The organism is Achromobacter sp. SX5 (genome assembly GCF_056711425.1).
On the sequence record NZ_CM160041.1, the window covers coordinates 414,531 to 430,186 of the forward strand.

At 70.1% G+C, this 15,656-nt stretch carries 17 protein-coding genes; 8 read left to right on the plus strand and 9 right to left on the minus strand.

Features of this window, described 5'->3' with window-relative positions; all coding sequences use genetic code 11:
* Window positions 1-162: 162 nt before the first annotated feature.
* The gene (locus AC1M14_RS01970; protein WP_102773254.1) at window positions 163-408 is read right to left on the minus strand and encodes a hypothetical protein; all 246 of its coding nucleotides are present in this window, start codon (window positions 406-408) and stop codon (window positions 163-165) included.
* A 196-nt stretch (window positions 409-604) separates the two neighbouring features.
* Here AC1M14_RS01970 and AC1M14_RS01975 point away from each other — a divergent pair, with 196 nt between their 5' ends.
* From AC1M14_RS01975 to AC1M14_RS02000, 6 genes are all read left to right on the plus strand, one after another.
* Window positions 605-1,729 carry a cupin domain-containing protein gene (locus AC1M14_RS01975; RefSeq protein ID WP_111826071.1) on the plus strand — a complete coding sequence of 375 codons (1,125 nt, stop codon included), beginning with the start codon at window positions 605-607 and terminating at the stop codon, window positions 1,727-1,729.
* Between the two features lie 38 nt (window positions 1,730-1,767).
* Window positions 1,768-2,679 (plus strand): fumarylacetoacetate hydrolase family protein, encoded by a 912-nt coding sequence (locus tag AC1M14_RS01980; protein WP_102773256.1) that lies wholly within the window; start codon window positions 1,768-1,770, stop codon window positions 2,677-2,679.
* 26 nt (window positions 2,680-2,705) lie between these two features.
* A complete protein-coding gene (locus tag AC1M14_RS01985) occupies window positions 2,706-3,467 on the plus strand; it encodes a GntR family transcriptional regulator (RefSeq protein WP_102773257.1) in 762 nt (253 codons plus the stop codon).
* A gap of 19 nt (window positions 3,468-3,486) precedes the next feature.
* Window positions 3,487-4,401, plus strand: a complete 915-nt coding sequence (locus AC1M14_RS01990) for a LysR family transcriptional regulator (RefSeq protein ID WP_479730863.1) — start codon at window positions 3,487-3,489, stop codon at window positions 4,399-4,401.
* A gap of 144 nt (window positions 4,402-4,545) precedes the next feature.
* Window positions 4,546-5,535, plus strand: coding sequence for a Bug family tripartite tricarboxylate transporter substrate binding protein (locus tag AC1M14_RS01995; RefSeq protein WP_479730864.1), 990 nt, complete (start codon window positions 4,546-4,548; stop codon window positions 5,533-5,535).
* A gap of 30 nt (window positions 5,536-5,565) precedes the next feature.
* Window positions 5,566-6,510, plus strand: coding sequence for a M14 family metallopeptidase (locus AC1M14_RS02000; protein ID WP_479730865.1), 945 nt, complete (start codon window positions 5,566-5,568; stop codon window positions 6,508-6,510).
* Window positions 6,511-6,514: 4 nt separating this feature from the next.
* Here AC1M14_RS02000 and AC1M14_RS02005 read toward each other — a convergent pair whose 3' ends face one another.
* The 3 genes from AC1M14_RS02005 to AC1M14_RS02015 are packed head-to-tail and all read right to left on the minus strand — an operon-like array spanning window position 6,515 to window position 9,579.
* Complete coding sequence (locus AC1M14_RS02005; protein ID WP_111826068.1) at window positions 6,515-7,033, minus strand: lipocalin family protein; 519 nt, start codon at window positions 7,031-7,033, stop codon at window positions 6,515-6,517.
* Between the two features lie 33 nt (window positions 7,034-7,066).
* On the minus strand, window positions 7,067-8,638 hold the full coding sequence (gene gshA / locus AC1M14_RS02010) for a glutamate--cysteine ligase (protein ID WP_102773262.1): 1,572 nt from the start codon (window positions 8,636-8,638) through the stop codon (window positions 7,067-7,069).
* A gap of 32 nt (window positions 8,639-8,670) precedes the next feature.
* A complete protein-coding gene (locus AC1M14_RS02015; protein ID WP_111826067.1) occupies window positions 8,671-9,579 on the minus strand; it encodes an alpha/beta hydrolase in 909 nt (302 codons plus the stop codon).
* 43 nt (window positions 9,580-9,622) lie between these two features.
* On the opposite strand from AC1M14_RS02015, the gene AC1M14_RS02020 reads away from it, so the two are divergent.
* Complete coding sequence (locus AC1M14_RS02020; RefSeq protein WP_111826066.1) at window positions 9,623-10,162, plus strand: hypothetical protein; 540 nt, start codon at window positions 9,623-9,625, stop codon at window positions 10,160-10,162.
* Here the strand turns inward: AC1M14_RS02020 and AC1M14_RS02025 are convergent.
* Window positions 10,152-10,370, minus strand: coding sequence for a helix-turn-helix domain-containing protein (locus AC1M14_RS02025; RefSeq protein ID WP_111826341.1), 219 nt, complete (start codon window positions 10,368-10,370; stop codon window positions 10,152-10,154). The two genes, AC1M14_RS02020 and AC1M14_RS02025, sit on opposite strands and share 11 nt — an antisense overlap.
* A gap of 130 nt (window positions 10,371-10,500) precedes the next feature.
* On the opposite strand from AC1M14_RS02025, the gene AC1M14_RS02030 reads away from it, so the two are divergent.
* Window positions 10,501-11,397, plus strand: coding sequence for an AEC family transporter (locus AC1M14_RS02030; RefSeq protein ID WP_479730866.1), 897 nt, complete (start codon window positions 10,501-10,503; stop codon window positions 11,395-11,397).
* 8 nt (window positions 11,398-11,405) lie between these two features.
* Here the strand turns inward: AC1M14_RS02030 and AC1M14_RS02035 are convergent, their stop codons facing one another.
* The 4 genes from AC1M14_RS02035 to AC1M14_RS02050 are packed head-to-tail and all read right to left on the minus strand — an operon-like array spanning window position 11,406 to window position 15,633.
* Window positions 11,406-12,413 (minus strand): Ldh family oxidoreductase, encoded by a 1,008-nt coding sequence (locus AC1M14_RS02035; RefSeq protein WP_102773266.1) that lies wholly within the window; start codon window positions 12,411-12,413, stop codon window positions 11,406-11,408.
* A 10-nt stretch (window positions 12,414-12,423) separates the two neighbouring features.
* Window positions 12,424-13,380 (minus strand): hydroxyacid dehydrogenase, encoded by a 957-nt coding sequence (locus AC1M14_RS02040; protein ID WP_479730867.1) that lies wholly within the window; start codon window positions 13,378-13,380, stop codon window positions 12,424-12,426.
* A gap of 14 nt (window positions 13,381-13,394) precedes the next feature.
* Window positions 13,395-14,408, minus strand: coding sequence for a Bug family tripartite tricarboxylate transporter substrate binding protein (locus AC1M14_RS02045; RefSeq protein WP_111826063.1), 1,014 nt, complete (start codon window positions 14,406-14,408; stop codon window positions 13,395-13,397).
* Window positions 14,409-14,457: 49 nt separating this feature from the next.
* Entirely contained in the window at window positions 14,458-15,633 is a 1,176-nt protein-coding gene (locus AC1M14_RS02050) for a UxaA family hydrolase (RefSeq protein WP_102773269.1), read from the minus strand.
* Window positions 15,634-15,656: the final 23 nt, after the last annotated feature.

A 15,656-nucleotide genomic window follows, 5' to 3' on the forward strand; every position in this document is an offset into this window, starting at 1 on the left:
ATATGGGCTGTGCCGGCCCGGGCATGGGCTGTGGCGGCCAGCGTTGGTAGGCGTCACGGTTGAACTGTAGATTTCATTGCGCGCGCGCTGCTATGCGGATTGCACCGGCGAATTGTCATATCGCGACAAGCGGAGCGCGCGATGGCTTTTCCCCGGGAGGCCTCAGTCGTCCAGCGCCGGCACGGTGCCGATCTGCGCCAGGATGCGCGGCGATTCCATGTCGCCGGTTTCCTTGTCCACCAGGACTTCATAGGCGGCCACGCCGGCGAATTTGGAGGCCATGGCGTTGGCGATCCGGATGGCGCCGAATTCGCTGCTGGCGGGGCGGATTTCTCCCGGCGCCACGCCGCCGGCGGCGGCGCGATAGGGAACGACGATGTATTGGACGAGATGAGCGGCTTCTGACACAGGACTCTCCTGGACGGCAGTTTTCGGGCGAGCGAAATGTATCACGAGATACTGGTTTTTTGTACAGTAATTTTTAGGCCGATACGTCCTGTTTTCAAGCGTGCTGTGGGAAAACCCTTAGCTGCGGGCGTTGTACTGTTCCATCGAACTGCCTAATATTTTCGAAAATCCTGTTCTTTTATAAAAGAGGCTAGGGATGGAAGCGAAACGCTACGACGCCTACCGCGAAAACGTGGCCGGGCGCGCCAATGTCGCCGACTCGCCCGAGCGGCTGGCCTATTACGCCGAACTGGCGCGCCTGGAGACGGGCGCGCTGTGGACGGTGGCCAACAAGATCGAACCCTGGGCGCCGCGCTCGGCCTCGGTGCCGGTGGTGTGGCGTTATCGCGATCTGCGCGGCCACGTGCTGCGTTCGGCCGAGCTAGTGTCGCCCGAAGAGGCGGGCCGGCGCGTGATCTACCTCAACAATCCGGGCCGCCGCGACGTGGCGGCGGCGGTGGGCTGGCTGTATTCCGGCCTGCAGGTGATGCAGCCGGGCGAACTGGCCTCGGCGCACGCGCATTCGCATTCGGCGCTGCGCTTCATCATGGAAGGCCGCGGCGCGTACACGGTGGTCGACGGCCACAAGATGACGCTGGGCGCCAACGATTTCGTGCTCACACCCAACGGCACCTGGCACGAGCACGGCGTGGCCGAGGACGGCACCACCTGCATCTGGCAGGACGGCCTGGACATTCCGCTGGTCAACGCGCTGGAGGCGGGCTTCTACGCGGTGCATCCCGACCTGAACCAGGCCGTCACGCATCCGGTGGACGACACCAGCGGCGCCTGGGGCGGCGTGGCCCTGCGTCCGCAGGTGTCGGGCTGGACCAAGCCCTATTCGCCGCTGTTCAAGTACGAATGGGAGCCCACCTACGAGGCCTTGCGCCGCTACGCGCGCACGGCCGCCGGCAGCCCCTACGACGGCATCCTGCTGGAATACGTGAACCCGGCCACCGGCGGCCCGGTCATGCCCACCATCGGCGCCAGCATGCAGATGCTGCGGCCCGGCGAGCACACCAGGGCGCACCGCCATACCGGCAGCTTCATCTACCAGGTGGCCAAGGGCAGCGGCTTTTCGGTCATCGACGGCAAGCGCTACGACTGGACCGAGCGCGACATCTTCTGCGTGCCGTCCTGGGCCGTCCACGAGCACGCCAATCTTTCGTCCAACGACGACGCCTGCCTGTTCTGTTTCAACGACCTGCCCGTGATGAAGTCGCTGGCGCTGTACCGCGAGGAAGCGCTGAGCGACAACGACGGCAGGCAGAAGCTGGTCTAGGCACTTTCGATTTTCCCTTCCCGACTCTTGGAGCATTTATGCGCTTGGTAACGTTTCGCGCCCATCCCACCGCGGCCGCCCGGCTCGGCGCGCTGGCCGACGGCTATGTGGTGGACCTGGCCCTGCTGGGGCGGCATGCGGGCGTGGAGCTGCCCGCCGACATGCTGGAATTCATCGACCTGGGGCCGGCCGCCGTGGCGCAGGCTTCGAAGCTGCTGGAAGCGCATCGCCGCGCATGGCCGGTGGGCGCCGCGCTGCCGCAGGAAAACGTCAAGCTGCTGGCGCCGATTCCGCGCCCGCGCAAGAACATCTTCGGCATCGGCCTGAACTACGTGGAGCACGTGGCCGAGTCCAGCCGCACGCTGGACACCTCGGCCGACCTGCCCAAGCAGCCGGTCATCTTTTCCAAGCCGCCCACCGCCGTCATCGGCCCGGGCGACGCGATCGAGCACAACGCCAGGATCACGCAGCAGCTGGACTGGGAAGTCGAGCTGGCCGTCATCATGGGCCGGCGCGCCTCGCGCGTGGCCGAGGCCGACGCCTTGTCCTACGTGTTCGGCTACAGCGTGATGCTGGACATGAGCGCGCGCGACTGCCGCCGCGCCGGCCAGTGGATCTACTCCAAGGGCCAGGACACCTACGCGCCGTTCGGCCCCTGCATCGTCACCGCCGACGAAATCCCGGACCCGCAGGTGCTGGACCTGTGGCTGACGGTCAACGGCGAAAAGAAGCAGGGCTCCAATACCCGCCACATGCTGTTCAAGGTGCCGTTCCTGATTTCCGACATCAGCGCCGGCATCACGCTGGAACCGGGCGACATCATCGCCACCGGCACGCCGGAAGGCGTGGGCGCGGGCCGCAAGCCGCAGGAATGGCTGTGGCCGGGCGACGTGGTCGAGGCCTGCGTGGAAGGCATCGGCACGCTGCGCCATCCGGTGGTGGCGGTGTAGCGCCGCGCCGCCGCCGGGAGCCGATCTTGAAGCCGAGAATCAAAACCTTCCTCGAGGATGAGCCCGGGCCCGACGGAACCTTCGGCGTCGAGGAAATCACGCTGTCCGAGCAGGTCTATCGCCAATTGCGGCGCGACATCATGGCCGGGGCCTACGCGCCCGGCCAGTCGCTGCGGCTGGCCTTGCTCAGGCAGCGCTACGGCAGCAGCTTTTCGCCGATCCGCGAAGCGCTGAACCGGCTGCGCAGCGAGCGCATGGTGGTGGCGACCACCTCGCGCGGCTTTCGCGTCGCGCCGCTGTCGGTCGAGGAACTGTGGGACGCCTGCGAGACCCGCATCCTGATCGACTGCGACGCCTTGCGGCGCTCGCTGGCCCATGCCGGCGACGCCTGGGAGGCGCGCCTGGTGGGGGCATACCATGCGCTGACGCTGGCCGCGCGGCGCGCGGCCGAGCCGGCCATGCCCGATCCGGAGCGCGAGGACGCGCTCGAAGCCCGGCACCAGGAATTCCACCACGCGCTCATCGGCGCCTGCCGCTCGCCCTGGCTGCTGGACCTGTCGGCGCAGCTGTACGCGCAGACCGAGCGCTACCGCCGGCCGGCGCGCGCCGGCGTCACGGCCTACGGCCCGCAGCGCGACGTGGACCAGGAGCACCAGCTGCTGCTGCAGGCCGCGCTCTCGCGCGACGCCGACCGGGCGGTCGCGGCGCTGGCCGGGCATTACCGCGAGACCGCGCGCTTCATCGAACAGGTGCTGACGCGGGCCGACAGGCAGGCGGCCAGCGCCTGATGGCGTAAGCTTGCCGTCCATGGCCGATCTCAAACTCCTGGAAGACCTGATCGCGCTGGCGCGCACCGGCAGCTTCGTGCGCGCCGCCGAACTGCGCCACGTGACCCATCCCGCCTTCGGCAGGCGCATCCGCGCGCTGGAGGCCTGGGCCGGCGCGCCGCTGGTCGAGCGCCAGCGCCTGCCCGTGGTCCTGACGGCCGAAGGCGAGGCGCTGCTGAAAACGGCGGTCCAGGTGGTCGAGCAGATGGGGCAGGTGCGCCACCGCATCCGCAGCTCGGGCGCGGGCGGCGAGGCGGTGCTGCGCATCGCCACCGGCCGCAGCCTGGCCCGCACCCTGGTGGCCGACTGGATCGCGCGGCTGCGGCTGCGCGCGCCCAAGGTGCTGGCCGAAGGCGTCCAGGTGGAGCTGTCCACCGGCATGATGCAGGACATGGCGGCCCGGCTGGAGCAGGGCAGGGTCGACCTGCTGTGCTGCTACGAGCATCCGGCGCTGTCGGTGCAGCTCAGCCCCGGGCGCTACCGCTACATGACCCTGGGCACCGACAAGCTGGTGCCGGTGAGCCAGGCCGATACGCGCGGCCGCGCCCGCTACGCGCTGCAGGAAGGCGGGCAGGCCGCGCCGCTGATCACTTATGCCGGCGGCCTGGCGATGGAGCGCATCGTCGGCGACCGGCTGGAGACCACGCCTTATTCGCTGACGCCGTTCCTGCGCAGCGACTCGCTGGACGCCGCGCACGGCGCGGTCGCCAAGGGGCTGGGCGTGGCCTGGCTGCCCTGGTCCATGGTGGCGGCCGACTGCCGCCGCGGCGCGCTGGCGGCCCTGGGCGGGCGCAGCGACGAGATCGCTTTCGAGGTGCGGCTGTACCGGCCGCGCGCGCGGCTGACCGAGCTGGCCGAAGCGGTCTGGCAGGTTACCGCGAACCGCAAGGCCTGAGCCGACGCCGGGCGCGGCCACAGGCTGAATCGGCACGCCAATGTGCCGTCTTGGCACGGGCGCCACGCGCCGGGAGCCCGAGAATACCCTTTCATACCTAACGAGACGGCGCCGCCGTCCACGCCAGCACCCAGGGAGAAAACCATGAAATCCGTCCAGCATCCGCTGCGCGGCGCGCTTGCCGCGCTCTGTGCCGCCGCCGCCCTAGCCGTTGCCCCGTCTGCCAACGCCGAATACCCCGACCGCGCCATTTCGCTGGTGGTCGGTTATCCGGCCGGCGGCAGCGTGGACCTGACCGCGCGCCTGTTCGGCGAAGAACTGGCCAAGCGCCTGGGCCAGAGCGTGGTGATCGAGAACGTGGGCGGCGCCGGCGGCACCATCGGCGCGCAGCGCGTGGCGCGCGCCGCGCCCGACGGCTACACGCTGCTGCTGGGCTCGACCAATGAAATGGTGATCGCGCGCATGATCAACAGCGCGGTGAAGTACGACAGCGTGAAGGATTTTTCGGCGCTGGGCGTGATCGCCTCGCAGCCCATGCTGCTGGCTGCCAGCAAGAACGCCGGCGTCAAGACCGCGGCCGAGTACCTGCAAAAGCTGCGCGGCGCCGCGCCCGGCAGCTACAACTACGGCTCGTCGGGCGTGGGCACGACGCTGCACCTGGCCGGCGAGATGATCAACCAGTCCACCGGCACGCGCGCCGAGCACGTGCCTTACCGCGGCGTGGCGCCGCTGGTGACCGACCTGATGAGCGGCCAGCTGGACTACGGCATGCTGGTGCTGTCCTCGGGCCTGCCGCAGGTGCGCGGCGACAAGATCGTGGCGCTGGGCGTGACCGAGAAAAAGCGCTCGCCGGTGGCGCCGGACCTGCCGGCGCTGGCCGAGACGCCGGGCTTCGAATCGGTCGACATCAGCGTCTGGTTCGCGCTCTACGGCCCCGCTGGCCTGCCCGAGCCGGTGGCCGCCAAGCTGCGCGGCGCGCTGGCCGAGACGCTGAAGTCGGAACAGTTCCGCGCCAAGATGCAGGAAGCCGGCGGCCAGCTGGCGCAGCCCGGCCTGGACCCGGTGGCCTACCAGGCCGATGAAACCAGGAAGTACGGCGCGCTGGTCAAGGCCGCCAAGATCGAAGCCCAGTAACCAACCGGGCGCAGCACCGCAGGACATCTCATGGAATTCAAGTTATCCGTTCCCGATCTGGGCGCCGAGCGCGCCGGCAACACCGACACTCCGGGCGTCTGGCATTTCGACTCGGGCGTGCCCGGCAGGTCGCTGATGGTGTCGGCGCTGGTGCACGGCAACGAACTGTGCGGCGCCTGGGCGCTGAAGGACCTGCTGGCCGCGGGCTTGCGGCCGCGCCGCGGCAGCCTGACGCTGGCCTTCTGCAACCTGGACGCGTTCGACCGTTTCGATCCGGCCAGCCACGACGCCTCGCGCTTCGTGCAGGAGGACATGAACCGGGTCTGGAGCGCGCAGCGCCTGGACGATCCGTCCACCGCCGACCGCCGGCGCGCCGCGGCGCTGCGGCCCTGGGTCGAGCGCGCCGACTGGCTGCTGGACCTGCACTCGATGCATGAGCCGGGCGAGCCGCTGCTGCTGACCGGCGTGCTGCCGCGCAATATCGCGCTGGCGAAGCGCCTGCAGGCCCCACGCCACGTGATCGTGGACGCCGGCCACAAGGACGGCGTGCGGATGCGCGATTTCGCGCAGTTCGGCGACCCCGCGCGCGAGGACGCCTGCGCCTTGCTGATCGAATGCGGATTTCACGGCGATCCGGCCTCGCGCGAGGTGGCGCGCGACATGGTGGCGCGCATGCTGCTCGAATCGGGCGTGGCCGACGCGGCCGACGTGCCGGCGGGCTGGCTGCTGCCGGCCGCGGCGGCGCAACGCGTGCTGGAAGTGACCGACGCGGTGGTCGCGCCGTCGATGGACCTGCGCTTTTCGCAGCCGTGGAGCGGCCTGGAGACGCTGGAGGCGGCCGGTTCGGTGCTGGGCTGGGCCGACGGCCAGCCCATCGTCACCCCTTACGACCGCTGCACGCTGGTCATGCCCTCGCTGCGCCAGCTCAAGCCGGGCGTGACGGTGCTGCGGCTGGCGCGCGACTACGCCGGCTGAACCTTCAGCGCTGCGGCGTGTAGCGCAGTTCGTCGAGCTGGTAGCCCTGGCTCTTGGCCGCCGCCAGCGCCTTGTCCAGCTCTTCCTGGGGCAGCTGGGGCGAGCGCGACAGGATCCACAGGTACTTGCGGTCGGGCGTGCCGATCACGGCCCAGCGGTAGTCCGGGTCCAGCCCGATCACCCAGTAATCGCCCTTGAACGGCTTGAAGAACGAGACTTCGAACTTGGCGTTGCCGCTGCCGTCGACCACCGTGGCGGTGCCCGAGGCGGAGTCGATGTCGCCGTCCTTGGTGCGGCAGCGGTTGTTCACGCCCATGGTGCCGTCGGCGTGCAAGGTGTACTCGGCCGTCGTATCCCCCACGCAATTGCGCTGGTAGAACATGGGGAAATTGGCGATCTCGTACCACATGCCGGCGTAGCGTTTCAGGTCTACCGATTCGACGGTCTGCATGGGCGGCGCGGCATGGACGATCCCCGCCACGCTGGTGGCCAGGGCCAACAGGAATGCTGCGGTGCGGCGCATGAGGGAACCTCCTGAAAATCCTAACGATACGCCTTATTTGCGCGGCGCCTTCAGCGCCTCGTGGTAACGGGCCACATAGGTATCGAAATCTTCTGTGTCCGATTGCTCCAGCCGCAACTGTTCCGTAACGGATTGCGCGGCGGCCTGCTCATAGGCGCGCGCCAGGTCCGCGGGCAGGGCCTGCGCGCGCAGCGCGTCGGCATGCTTGCGGCTGAGTTCCAGCGAGTAGTCGTGGAACGACAGCCCGCTTGCCCGCAGGGACGCCAGCAGGCGGGCCGAGGGCGTGGCGTCGGGCTGGTCCAGCTTGGCGCGCTGCGCGTCGAGCGCTTCGGCGTAGGCGCTGCCGCCCAGGGCGGAATCGTACAGCGCGGCGTAGGGCGCGATCTGGTCCAGCAGCTGGTGGCCCCACTGGGCCAGGCCGATGGCCTGGCCGTCGCGGTCCAGCGTCAGGCCGGGCTTGCGGCCTTCCTTGACCACGGTGGAGAAATTGTCGGCGCTGCGCTGGCAGTAGCCGTTGGCCGGGAAGTAGGGGCTGTCGGAGGCGGCGCAGAACAGCAGGAACGCATCGACGAAGCGGCCGGTGGCGGCTTCGATGCCGACCGGCGACTCGGGATCGATGTCCAGGCAGCGCACCTCCACGTACTGCACGCCGCGCTCGGCCAGCGCCGTGATCGGACGCTCGCAGCGGCCGGTGGCGCGCTTGGGCCGGATGCTGGAGTAGTACTCGTTTTCGATCTGCAGCACGTTGGTGTTGAGCTGGATCCATTCGCCGTCGCGGTGGGTGCCGATCTTCTGGTAATCGGGCCAGGGCTTGGTCACCGCGTCGTACAGGCGGCCCAGGAACGTGTCCAGGTCGTTGTAGCAGAGCTTGAGCTGCGACTGCGCCTTGTTCTGGTAGCCCAGGTCGCTCATGCGCAGGCTGGTGGCGTAGGGCAGGTACAGCGTGTCCGCGTCCAGCTTGTGCAGCGGATGTTCGCGGCCGCGCAGGAAGTCGCTGGCCAGCGCGGGCGCCGCGCCGAACAGGTACATCAGCAGCCAGGAATAGCGCGTGAAATTGCGGATCAGGCCGATGTAGCCGCGCGAGCGGCGGTCCTGGGCGGTGCCGGGCTGCGTGTCCAGCACCGACCAGAGGTCATCGGCCAGCGAATAGTTGTAGTGCACGCCCGCGATGCACTGCATGGTCTTGCCGTAGCGCACGGCCAGGCCGCGGCGGTAGACGTGCTTGAGCATGCCGGTGTTCGAGGTGCCGTACCAGGCGATGGGAATGTCGGCTTCGGGCGGCAGCGTGGCGGGCATGGACTGGTTCCAGATCAGTTCATGGTCCAGCACGCTGTAGACGTGGCGATGGGTATAGTCCAGTTCCGCCAGCAACGCGTCCACGTCCGTATGCGTGCCCGTGATGAGTTCGAGCAGCGATTCGGAATAGTCGGTGGTGACGTGTTCGTTGGTCAGGGCCGAGCCCAGGCCGGCGGGGTGCGGCGTGCGGGCCAGCAGGCCTTGCTCGTCCACGCGCAGGCCTTCTTTCTCGATGCCCCGCAGGGTCTGGGTCAGCAGCGAGCGGTTGGCCTCCAGGCGGGAGAGGCGGTTGGCGGCAGTATCGGTCACGGGTTTTTCTCGTTTGGGTCTGACGTCGGATTTTACGGGGTGCCAGCCTCCTGTGCCGAGGGTGTCAATACTGGGGACAGGGACAATGCCTGCGCCGTGCGCGCCAGCCACTCGTCCAGGTCGGCATAGACCGGGTCGGCGATGGGCGCGGTTTCGTTGAAAATCTCGTGCCAGGCGCTGTCGTACCAGCGCAGCGTGAGCAGTTCGGCCGGCGCGCGCTGGGCGAACTGGCGGCTGCCCTCGGCGGCGACGATGGAGTCGTCCCCGGCCACCATCAGCAGGGTGCGGCAGGGCAGCAGCGGGGCCTCGCGCAACGATTCGCGGCCGCCTTCGTCGACGAAACGCGCCAGCCGGCCCGTCATGCGGCGGCGCACCAGAGGATCGGACCGATAGGCGCGCACCACGGCCCGGTCGTGCGAAATCCGGGCCGGGGCCAGCCCGTGGGGCACGCGCAGGTCGGGCGCGTGCAGCGACATCCAGGTCAGCGTGCGCCGCACCCACAGCGGCACGTTGACCACGAAGGGCGGCGAACTGAGCACCAGCGCGTCGATATCGGCCAGGCCGTGCAGCGCGATGCGCACCGCGACCAGCGCGCCCAGGCTGTGGCCCAGCACGATGGGCGCGCGCCCCTGGGCCAGGGTCCAGGCCTGGAGCCGGTCCACGGCGTCGGCCACCAGGTCGTCCTGGCGCCTGAGGGTGGCCGGCGGCCCGCCCGAATGGCCGTGGCCGCGATGGTCGTGCGCGCCCACCTCCCAGCCGCGGGCCGCCAGCCAGCGCGCCAGCCGGTCATAGCGCCCGGCATGCTCGCTCAGCCCGTGCAACAGGTAGATACTGGGGGTGCCCGGCCCGGCGATGGGCGGGGGCAGGTTGGGGGCGGCCGGCCAGACATAGTTGGCCAGCGGCGTGCCATCGGGCGCGGGGGTCAGCGAAATCGGCGACAATTTCCGGCTTCCTCGAAATGAATAGACCGTCGGGGTCTCGGTAATGACGATTTCATCGCTGTTTCGTTTCATGTTCAAGAAAGCCGGCATGGCGCTGGCGCTGGCCCTGCTCGTTGCGGCGTGCTCGCCCAGCTACAACTGGCGCGAAGTCGACGTGGCCGACGGCCACGTGCGGGCGGCGTTCCCGGACCGCGTCACGTCGGACACGCGCGACCTCAAGCTCGACACCCATACCCTGAAATTCACGCTGGCCAGCGCCAACGTGGGCGAGGCGGTCTTCGCCGTGGGCTCGGCCCCGCTGCCGCCGGACATCGCCGCGGACCCGGCGGCGCGGCGCGCGCTGGGGCTGGCGCTGATGCGTTCGCTCTACGTCAACATGCAGGCCGTGCCGCCGCTGGAATGGCCGCCCTACGGCGACGTGATCGAAATCCACGGCAAGGCCATGGGCAAGCCGGGCTGGCTGCAGGCCCGGGTCTGGGTGACCGATACCATGCTGATCGAGGCGGTGGCCGCGGGCACGCAGGAAAGCCTGCCGGCCGAACGCGCGCGCGAATTCCTGCGCTCGGTCGTGGTCAAGCCGTGATGTCGCCGAGCAGGCCGCGGCGCAGGGCCTCGACCGCCGCGCTGCGCCGGCCGCGCACGCCGAGCTTGGCGCAGGCGTTGCGTAAATGGAAATTCACCGTGCTTTCGCTCACGCCCAGGATGCGGGCGGTCTCCCAGCTGGTCTTGCCCAGCGCGGCCCATCGCAGGCAGGCGACCTGGCGCGCCGACAGGGAAGCGTTGCGGGGCATGGCGGACATGGCGGCGGCAGGCGAGGGGCGTTTCGGTTGACGGGTCGCCTCATGCTGCGCCGCGCGCGGGCGCCGGGCAAGCAACGATGCCTTGGCGCATCGATTTCTTTATCTTTGACGGAATAGTCGTATGCCTGCCATCGTGCAGTTCTATTTTTCGGCCATCGTGCTGATGCTGCCCCTGCTTTCCTGCGTCGGCATCGGGGTGTACTGGGCGCGGCGCGAGCTGCCGTTCGGCGGCGCCTTCATCACCACGCTGGTCACCTCGGTGACCACGCCCGCGCTGGTGTTCCACACCTTCGTCACCACCCATCTGGACGACCGCGCGCTGGCCGACGTGGCCGTGGCGACGCTGCTGGCGCTGCTGCTGTGCGCGCTGGTCAGCGCGCTGTTGCTGAAGCTGTGGAAGCTGCCGGTGCGCACCCTGCTGCCGACCGCCTTCCTGCCCAACGCCGGCAACCTGGGCCTGCCGATTTCGCAGATGGCGTTCGGCGACGCCGGCCTGTCGGTGGCGGTGGCGTTTTTCGCGGTCAATTCCTTCGTCATGCACACCGTCGCCGTGCGGCTGCTGCCGGGCGTGAACACCAAGGGCAGCTGGAAAAGCCCCATCCTGCTGGCCTCCGTGGTGGCGGTGGCGATGCGCCTGCTGGACGTGCCGGTGCCCGCCTGGATCGTCGAGACCTCGCGCATGCTGGGCGCGGTGACCGTGCCGCTGATGCTGCTGAGCCTGGGCCACGCGCTGGCTCTGATTCCTTCAGGCGGCCTGCGCGACGGCGCCAAGGTCGCCGTCATCCGCCTGGCCGTGGGCCTGGGCGCGGGCCTGGCGGTGGTGTGGGCGCTGGACCTGGAGCCGCTCCTGGCCGGCGCGCTGAGCCTGCAGATGGCCATGCCCTGCGCCGTCGTCAGCTACATGTACGTCAAGCGCTACACGCCGCTGGGCGACACCGCCGCCGGCGCCGTGCTGGTGTCCACGGTCGCGTTCCTGGCGCTGGCGCCGGTGATGCTGTGGCTGTCGCGGGGCGGGTAAGGCGCCCCTCAAACCGCCCCGGCCATTTCCCGCAGCTGCGCCATCAACGCGTCGGGCACGTCCACGCCGTGCTTGAGCGCCGCTTCGCGCAGTTTGTGGCGACGGTCGCCGGGCAGGCGCACGCCTTCGTCTTCCAGCATGGCGTCGACCAGGGTTTCGACGCGTTCCAGATAGGCCTCGTTGCCGGCCAGCGCGCCCGGGTCGATGGCCAGGAAGGCCTGGCCCAGGCGGGCCGGGCCGCCGTCGTCGACGAAGAACGATTCCGTCTCGAAACCGAAATGGGCGCCGGTCAGCGCGCAGGCCAGCAGTTCGACGATGAGCGCCAGCATCGCGCCCTTGACGCCGCCGGCCGGCAGCATGCTGCCGGCCAGGCCGGCCTTGGGATCGGTGGTGGGCTGCCCCTGGGCGTCCAGCGCCCAGCCCAGCGGGATGGGCTGGTTGTCGCGCGCGGCGATCATGAGTTTGCCGCGCGCCACCTGCGACAGCGACAGGTCGATCAGCAGGCGGGCGCCGCCGCGCCGCGGGAACACCGCGGCGATGGGGTTGGTGCCGAACAGCGGGCGCTTGCCGCCCCAGGCGGGCATGGCGGCCGGCGAATTGCTCAGCGCCAGCGCCACCAGGCCGGCGTCGGCCAGGGCTTCGAGGTGATAGGCGGCCGCGCCGAAGTGATGGCTGTTGGTCACGCCCACGAAGGCCACGCCGTGCTCGCGGGCGCGCGCGGCGGCCTGCTCGACCGCCAGCGCGCAGGCCGGAAACGCCAGGCCCGAGCCGGCGTCGACCAGCGCCGCGCCGCCGCGTTCGTGCACGAGGCGCGGCACGGCCGAGCCGATGGCGCGGCCGGCGCGCAGGTGGCCGGCGTAGAACGGCACGCGCGACAGGCCGTGCGAGCCCAGCCCCTGGCTTTCGGCGTAGACCAGCGCGCGCGCGGTGCTGTCGGCCATCGCCGGGTTGGCGCCGGCGGCCGCCAGGGCGGCCGCGGCGAGCAGTTGGAGTTCGTCCAGATAGATGTGAGCCATATCCTTTCCGTCAGGAGGCGGCGCGGGCGTGCTGCGCGGCGCCGCCGGTAAGGGCTATTGTCACACCGGCGGCCACCATGTCGGAAACGCGGGTGTTGGCCTCCTGCGTCAGGCCGGCGATGTGCGGCGTGAGGATGAGGTTGGGAACGCCGGCCAGCGCGCTGCCGGCGGGCAGCGGCTCTTCGGCGTACACGTCGAGCGCCGCGCCGCGCAGGCGGCCGGCCCGCAGCGCCTCGGCCAGGGCGGCTTCGTCCACGATGCCGCCGCGCGAGGTATTGACCAGCACGGCGCCCGGGCGCATGCGGGCGATGCGTCCGGCGTCCAGCAGCCGGCGCGTGCCGGCGGTGAGCGGCAGGTGCAGCGTGACGGCGTCGGCCCGCGCCAGCAGCGCGTCCAGCGGCACGGCGGCGACGCCCGCTTCTTCCCAGGCGGGATGGTCCGGCGGCAGCGCCGCGTCGCAGCCGATGACCTGCATGTCCAGCCCGCGCGCCAGGCGCGCGGCCAGCCGGCCGATGCCGCCGAAGCCCACCACGCCCAGCGTGCGGCCGTGGACTTCCAGGCCTTGCGAGAGCGCGTTGCGGGGCCACTGTCCGGCCGCGACCGCCGGCGTGGAGAAGTGGGCGCCGCGCAGCAGCGCCAGCACGGCGCCGATCACGTATTCGGCCACGGCGCGCGCGTTGGCGCCGGTGGCCGGCACCACCGCGATGCCGCGCGCGGCGCAGCCGTCCAGGTCGATGTTGTCCAGTCCCACGCCGAGCCGCCCCACGGCCCGCAGCCGGGGGGCGGCGGCCAGCAGTCCGGCGTCGACGCGGCTGCGGTTGCGCACGATCAGGCCGTCGGCCGCCGCCGCGGCCTGCAGCAGGGCCTCGCGGCGTTCGACCAGGTCGGGCTCATAGCGCACGTCGAAGCGCCGGCGCAGCGCCTCGACCGCGGGCGCGTCCATGAACTCGGAGATGAGAATGTGCATGGGAAGTCCCTGGCTCAGGCGACCTGGATATTGGCCTCGTGGATGATCTTGGCCCAGCGCGCCACCTCGGACTTGAGATAGGCGCCGAACTCCGCCGGGCCGCGCGGCTGGGGCACGAAGCCCAGCTGCCGCAGCGCCTGCTGCATGGCGGGTTGCGACACCTGGCGCACGATGGCGTCGCCGATGCGCTGGACCCGCGCCGCCGGCGTGCCCGCGGGCGCGAGCACCCCGGTGAAGTTTTCCACGATCAGGTCCGGCAGCCCGGCCTGCTGCACGGTGGGCACGTCCGGCAGGTCGGGGCTGCGCTCGCGCGTGGTGATCGCCAGCGCCCGCAGCGCGCCGTTCTTCACGTGCGGCAGCGATTCGGGATAGTTGGAGAACACCACGTCCAGGTGGCCGCCGATCAGGTCGGTGAGCGAGGGCGCGCCGCCTTTGTAGGGAATGTGCATCAGCGGCAGGCCGGTGAGCTTCTGGTAGAGCGCCAGCGTCAGGTGCGGCGGCGTGCCGTTGCCGCTGGAGCCGGCCGACAGCGACTTGGCGCGCGCCGCGCGGGCCAGGTCGGCCATGTTCTTGATGTCGCTCTTGGCGTTGACCACCACCATGATGGGCGAGGAAGCCAGCCCCGCCAGCGGCGTCAGGTCGCGCGTCAGGTCGTAGCCGGCCTTGCCGGCGAAGAGCGTGGCGTTGGCCGCGTGCGACAGCGTGATGGCCAGCCAGGTATAGCCGTCGGGCGCGGCGTTGGCCACGTGCGTCGCGCCGATATTGGCATTGCCGCCGGGGCGGTTTTCCACCACCACGTTCCAGTGCTCGGCGTCGCCCAGCGCCTTGCCGACCTGGCGCGCGGCCACGTCGGTCAGCCCGCCGGGCGGGAAGGGCACCACGTAGTTGATGGGCCGTTCGGGCCACTTGCCGGCTTGCGCCAGCGCGCCCTGCCACGGCGCCAGGGCGCCCAGGCCGGCGGCGCCGAGCGCGCCGAGCAGGCGCCGGCGCAGCGCGGCGTCCGGGTTGAGATCGTGTTCGCTGCTCATCTGTCTTCCTCCTTGGGGGATGCCCCGGTAGGAATGCAAGGGCGCGCGCTCAGGCGCTTTCGAAGATGCGGGTCAGGACGAATTCGCGATGGCCCAGCGCCTCGGCGGCGGTCCAGCGGCCGTTGGCGGTGGCCAGCATGCATTCGAGCAGCTTGTCGCCGGCCTGGCTCAGGTCGATCTCGCGTTGCAGCAGGCCGCTGGTGTCCACGTCGATGTGTTCCGACATGGTGCGCACCGTGCGCGGGTTGGCGCAGATCTTGATGACCGGCAGGATGGGATTGCCGATCACGTTGCCCTGGCCGGTGGGGAAGAAGTGCACGGCGTAGCCCGAGGCCGCGCACAGGGTCACCATCTCGGCCGCGGCCGAGGACGAGTCCATGAACCAGAGGCCGGGGCCGTCGGGGATTTCGGCCTTGTCCAGCACGCCGTCGACGCGGCACTGCTTGCCGATCTTCTGGATGTTGCCCAGCGCCTTTTCCTCGATGGTGGTGAGGCCGCCGGCGATGTTGCCCTTGGTGGGCTGGGACTCGGACAGGTCGCTGGTCTTCCAGCGGTCGATCATGTCCTGGTAGCGGTTGAACATGAACATGAAGCGTTCGCGCACCGCGTCGTTGGCGCAGCGCTCGGCCACGATGTGCTCGCCGCCGGTCAGTTCCGAGGTTTCGCCGAACACCAGCGTGGACCCCAGCGCGTAGAGCTTGTCGAAGGCGTTGCCGACGGTGGGATTGGCGCCGCAGCCCGAGGTGGTGTCGGACTCGCCGCACTTGGTCGAGACCCACAGGTCGGCGATGGGGCATTCGCTGCGCGCCAGCGCGGTGGCGTAGTGCACGAACTCCTTGGCGCAGCGCGAGGCGCGCATGATGGTGTCGTGGTCGCCGTGCAGTTCGATGCTGAAGCCCATGACCGGCTTGCCGGTGGCGGCGATGCCGTCGACCACGCGCTTGGTCCAGCCTTCTTCGATGCCTATCACCACCACGGCGGCGACGTTGGGATTGCAGCCGGTGCCGATCAGGGTGCGGAAGTGCAGCTCCAGGTCCTCGCCGAACTGCAGGCGGCCATAGGGGTGGGGCAGGGCCAGCGTGCCCTTGATGTTGTTGGCCACGGCCTCGGCCGCGGCGTTGGAGATGTCGTCCACGGGCAGCACGATGACGTGGTTGCGCACGCCGACGCGGCCGTTGTCGCGGCGATAGCCCTGGAAGGTGGTCGAAGCGGAGATGACGGACATGGCGGATTCCTTTTCGAGTGGGG